Below are 5,157 nucleotides of genomic sequence, written 5' to 3' on the forward strand. Positions count from 1 at the left end.
CAGTATCACGCCACTCCGTTTCGAGAGCGTTTCCGACTTCCACCTCACGTGGACGACCCTCCGCCGCCACGGTAGTGCGGGCCGCGACCCCACCGCCATTGTGGGGTACGGGTCGAAGCCGGTCGGCGGGCGGGGATTCCCACCCGCCTGGACGGACCCATCCCGGCCTGCTCGCCCAGCCCGCCAGCCTCGGCCTGCCTGCGCCCGGGCCTGCCCGCCCCGGCCCGGCAGCCTCGACCGCCCGCTCGACGGTTCCGCCCCAACCCACCTGCCCGGCTTGCCAGCCTCGACTCGCCTGCCCCGGCCTGCCCACCTCGACCTGCCTGCCCCGACCTGCTCGCCCCGGGCCGCCGGCCTCGGCCTGCCTGCCCAGCCTCGGCCTGTGCACCGCGCGGCCTCCGCACCGCGCGGCCTGCGCACCGCGTCGGCCCACCTCGTACCCGCTACCCGCCGGTCTCGGCCTGGTCGGCCCCGGCTATCCCAGGACCGCGCGGGCGATCGCGGCCGGGTCGTCCATCATCAGCAGGTGCCCCGCGGGGGCGGAGATGCGGAACTCCGCGCCACCGAGCTCCGCCGCCAGCCCCCGCTGGCGGTCCAGCCATCGCAGCTCGCGCGGCGACTCCCCCGCGGTGTAGGCGGCGAGGACGGTCACGGGCACGTCCGGCAGCGGCCGCCGCTCCCGCAGCCCGGCCACCTCCGCGGCCACGTCCGCGTACGTCGCGTTCTCCACGAGCGAGGCCCGCAGCACGCGCGTGGTGCGGTAGCAGCGGCGTACGGCGGCGTCGGAGCCCGGCTCGCGGTGGCGCACGGTCGCCACCCGGACCGCGGCGCGCCTGGCCGCGCGCCCCAGCGCGTACGGCAGTCCGGCCGCGCCGAGGGCGCCCGCGAGCGCGTGGGCGGAGGCGACGCGCGCCCACACCGGCAGGCCCGGCTCCCGCGCCTCCTCCTCCACGCTCGCGTCAACCAGGACGAGCCCGGCCGTCCGCCGCGGATACAGCCGCGCGAACGCCTCCGCGTGGAACCCGGCGAGCGAGTGGCCGACGACGGTGGCGGGGCCCGGCAGCCCGAGCGCGTCGAGCACGCCGAGGATGCGCTCGGCCTCGCCTCCGGCGGTGGGCGGCCGGTCCGGCGGAGCGGGCGCGCTGAGGCCGAGCCCCGGCCGGTCGAAGCGGACGACGGTACGGTGCGGGGCCAGCAGCGGCACGACCGCGTCCCAGTCGAACCAGCAGCTCCCCAGGCCGCCGCTGAGCACGCACACGGGCCCGGCGCCCTCGCGCAGGACGTGGGTCGGCAACCCGCCGACGCGCAGCATGTACCCGGGCGCGGACCGGCCCCTCACGAGCCACCCTCCGGATCCCGACAGCCCGCTCCGGGGGCCGCGCCCGGACCGGCATCCGGGCCGGGAGCAGCCGAGTCGGCATCCGGGCCGGGAGCAGCCGGGCCGGATGCCGGATCCGTCCGCCGGCAAGGGCGCCCCACCCCGTATGCCAGCACTCCCAGCCACACGGCGAGCAGCAGCACCTGGAGGCGCTGGCCGGCGCCGAGGGCCCAGGAGCCGCGGCCCGCCTCGAAGGCGGCGACGGCCGCCAAGGTCCAGGCGGTGGCGGCGAGTTCGGCCGCCGCGAGGGGCGGGCCGAAGCGGGCCACGGGCGGCCACCAGCCGTAGCGCCGGGCGGCGGCGGTCAGAACCACGAGGGCGGCGAGGGCGCCCACCATGGCGAGGGCGCTGGTGACGGCGTGCGCCGTATGGGTCGCGGGCACCAGGCCCGCCGTCTCACGCGCCGCGCACACCGGATCGGCGGTGGGCGCGCAGCTCAGCGGTAGCCGGGAGTCGGCGGCGGTGGCCGCGCCGAAGAGCGCGAGGGCCGCCCATCCGGTGGTGGCCCAGGGGCGGTGCGGGAGCCAGCGGAGTGCGGTGCAGGCAGCGGCGAGGACGAGGAGCCCGGCGGCCAGGTCGGTGGCGCGGAAGAGTCCGCCGAGGGGCTGGTCGGTGGCGGCGAGCTCGCTGACGTAGGCCTGTACGAGGTCCAGGCCGGTGGCCAGGACCAGCTCCAGGACCCAGGCGGTGTACGCGAGGGCGCCGAGCGCGAGCAGCACGACGGCGAGCCGGGGCGCGCGGGACGGCGCCCACCTCGACAGCGAGGGGCCCACACCGGTGGACTGCACACCACCACCGTCGGGCATCGGCACCTCCGATGCCATCGACACCCCACCAAACATTGCAATATTTCCGGACATAGTGGATGTCATCGTACGGCGCGGGCCCCGGCAGCACTCCGAGGGCGGCGCCCGGCCCCGCTCCCCCACGACATCGCGTCAAAGAGACGATTACACTGGCCGGGTGCCTCAACTTCGCCTCGCCCTGAATCAGATCGACTCCTCCGTCGGCGACCTCACCGGCAACGCCGAGGCGATCGTCCGCTGGACCCGGCGCTCCGCCGAGCAGGGCGCCCACCTCGCCGCCTTCCCCGAGATGGCGCTGACCGGCTACCCCGTCGAGGACCTGGCGCTGCGCTCCTCCTTCGTGGACGCCTCGCGCGAGGCGCTGCGCGCGCTCGCCGCCCGCCTCGACGCCGAGGGCCTCGGGGAACTGCCGGTGGTCGTCGGCTATCTGGACCGGTCCGAGAGGGGGACGGAGGAGCGGCGGCTCGGCCGTCCCGCCGGCGCCCCGCGGAACGCCGCGGCGGTGCTGCACCGCGGCGAGGTGGCCCTGGCCTTCGCCAAGCACCACCTGCCCAACTACGGCGTCTTCGACGAGTTCCGCTACTTCGTGCCCGGCGACACCCTGCCGGTGGTCCGCGTGCACGGCGTGGACGTCGCGCTGGCCATCTGCGAGGACCTGTGGCAGGAGGGCGGGCGGGTGCCCGCGGCCCGGTCCGCGGGGGCCGGCCTGCTGCTGTCGATCAACGCCTCCCCGTACGAGCGCGAGAAGGACGACACCCGCCTGGACCTGGTACGCAAGCGGGCCCAGGAGGCGGGCTGCACCACGGCGTACCTGGCGATGACCGGCGGCCAGGACGAGCTGGTCTTCGACGGCGACTCGATCGTGGTGGACCGGGACGGCGAAGTACTCGCCCGCGCCCCGCAGTTCGCCGAGCAGTGTCTGCTGATCGACCTCGACCTGCCCACCGCGGGCCCGGTCCCCGGCGGCACGGTCGACGACGGGCTGCGCGTGGACCACGTGACCCTCTCGGCCGAGCCGCAGGCGGCGTATGAGCCGGAGTTCCCCGGCGTGTACGCGGAGCGGCTCGACGACGACGCGGAAGTGTACGCGGCGCTGGTGACGGGGTTGCGGGCCTATGTGTCGAAGAACGGTTTCCGCTCGGTGCTGATCGGGCTGTCCGGCGGCATCGACTCCGCGCTCGTCGCGGCGATCGCGTGCGACGCGGTGGGGGCGGAGAACGTGCACGGCATCTCCATGCCGTCCCGCTACTCCTCCGACCACTCCCGGAGCGACGCCGCCGAACTCGCCCGCCGCACCGGCCTCCACTTCCGTACGGTGCCGATCGGCCCGATGTTCGACGCGTACATGGAGTCGCTGGGCCTGACCGGCCTCGCCGAGGAGAACCTCCAGTCGCGGCTGCGCGGCACGCTGCTGATGGCGGTCTCCAACCAGGAGGGCCACATCGTCCTGGCCCCGGGCAACAAGTCCGAGCTGGCGGTGGGCTATTCGACGTTGTACGGCGACTCGGTCGGCGCGTACGGCCCGATCAAGGACGTCTACAAGGACCTGGTCTTCCGCCTGGCCCGCTGGCGCAACCGGGCCGCGCTGGAGCGGGGCGAGACCCCGCCCATCCCGGAGAACTCCATCACCAAGCCGCCGAGCGCGGAGCTGCGCCCGGGCCAGCTCGACACCGACTCGCTCCCGGACTACGAGGTCCTCGACGCGATCCTCGATCTCTATGTCGACCGCGACCAGGGCCGCGACGCGATCATCGCCGCGGGCTTCGACCCCGAACTGGTCACCCGCACGCTGCTGTTGGTCGACCGCGCCGAGTACAAGCGCCGCCAGTACCCCCCGGGCACCAAGATCTCCGCCAAGGGCTTCGGCAAGGACCGCCGCCTTCCCATCACCAACCGGTGGCGCGAACACGCGTGACCGCGCCACGCGTGACCGCGGATCAGGCTTCGGGAGCCTGGGCGCGCACCATCAGCGTGCCCACGGCCTCCGGGACCGGGCCCGGCAGGACGAAGGCGTCGATCGCGGTGAGTCCGTTCCGCTTGAGGATGTCGGCCCACATGTCGGGGGTGTACGACCAGCGCAGCACGGTGAGTTTGGTCCCGGCCACGCCATTGCCGTACATCGCCTGCGGGCCGTAGTAGCCCTCGATCGGCTCGGCCTGGGCGAAGGCGAAGACCCCGCCGGGGCTGAGGCGCCGGGCGACGAGGGGGACCAGTTCGTCGGGATCCGTGTACCAGACGGCGCCCCAGAGCGAGTAGACCGCGTCGTAGGAGGCCTCGGTGCCGGTGAGGAACGCGCAGGCCTCGGCCTCCACGAGCGCCAGGCCGGGGACGTCGGCCCACTGGTCGCGGGCGCGCTCGACCTGGGGCGCGGAGAAGTCCAGCGCGGTGACCTCGACACCTCTGCGGGCGAGGTAGGCAGCCTCCCTCGCCTCGCCGGAGCCCAGTTCGAGGGCGGTGCGGGGGTCGCCGAGGAACTCCACGCCCGGTCCGTGGCCGGGGTGCTGGGTCCACTCGAACGCGGCCGCCGCCAGGGCGCACACCCCTTCGCCGGAGTCGCTGCGCCGGTAAGTGCCCCAGTACTCGGGGAGGTTCTGCGCTGAGGGCATGTGGCTCCTCGGGATGGACAGGGGCCTCGGTGATACTCGGATGGACGGGGGCTCGGTAATACTCAACGTAACCACAGGCCACTGTCAGCACTAGCGGATGGGCGGCGTATTCATCCGCACGTGCCGGTGCACGGTACCCGACCGTCCAAGGGCGGCCTCGCGTAGGCAAATTGGCGGTCAGGACCGAACAAATTCCGCCCCTGAACCGCCGACCCCGCCAACCCGGCCAATCGCGCCACCCCATGCCCCCCTCGATCCGGCACCGGTTCCGGCCTCGGATCGGTCGGGGGCCTGCCGTCCGTCAGTGCGCACGCCACGCCCGAGGCAGGTCCCGCCCCGCACCGGGGTCGCCTACAACCGCACCGAC

4 protein-coding genes are annotated in these 5,157 nt (G+C 74.5%); 1 reads left to right on the plus strand and 3 read right to left on the minus strand.

Going from position 1 to position 5,157, the window contains the following annotated elements; all coding sequences use genetic code 11:
• Positions 1-475: 475 nt before the first annotated feature.
• Both AOK16_RS16600 and AOK16_RS16605 read right to left on the minus strand, forming a co-directional pair.
• Positions 476-1,312: an alpha/beta fold hydrolase gene (locus tag AOK16_RS16600; RefSeq protein ID WP_055473024.1), complete on the minus strand. Its 837-nt coding sequence runs from the start codon at positions 1,310-1,312 to the stop codon at positions 476-478.
• Between the two features lie 23 nt (positions 1,313-1,335).
• Positions 1,336-2,097, minus strand: a complete 762-nt coding sequence (locus AOK16_RS16605) for a DUF998 domain-containing protein (RefSeq protein ID WP_240483604.1) — start codon at positions 2,095-2,097, stop codon at positions 1,336-1,338.
• Positions 2,098-2,341: 244 nt separating this feature from the next.
• On the opposite strand from AOK16_RS16605, the gene AOK16_RS16610 reads away from it, so the two are divergent.
• A complete protein-coding gene (locus tag AOK16_RS16610) occupies positions 2,342-4,099 on the plus strand; it encodes an NAD+ synthase (protein WP_055473022.1) in 1,758 nt (585 codons plus the stop codon).
• A 22-nt stretch (positions 4,100-4,121) separates the two neighbouring features.
• On the opposite strand, the gene AOK16_RS16615 is transcribed toward AOK16_RS16610, so the two are convergent.
• The gene (locus AOK16_RS16615) at positions 4,122-4,790 is read right to left on the minus strand and encodes a class I SAM-dependent methyltransferase (protein ID WP_055473023.1); all 669 of its coding nucleotides are present in this window, start codon (positions 4,788-4,790) and stop codon (positions 4,122-4,124) included.
• Positions 4,791-5,157 lie beyond the last annotated feature (367 nt).

The organism is Streptomyces pathocidini, assembly GCF_001418495.1.
Taxonomy (GTDB): Bacteria; Actinomycetota; Actinomycetes; order Streptomycetales; family Streptomycetaceae; genus Streptomyces; species Streptomyces pathocidini.

Coding starts and splice junctions, on each gene's coding strand:
- AOK16_RS16615 (WP_055473023.1), bottom strand. CDS start 4,790: ATGCCCTCAGCGCAGAACCTCCCCGAGTACTGGGGCACTTACCGGCGC.
- AOK16_RS16600 (WP_055473024.1), bottom strand. CDS start 1,312: ATGCTGCGCGTCGGCGGGTTGCCGACCCACGTCCTGCGCGAGGGCGCC.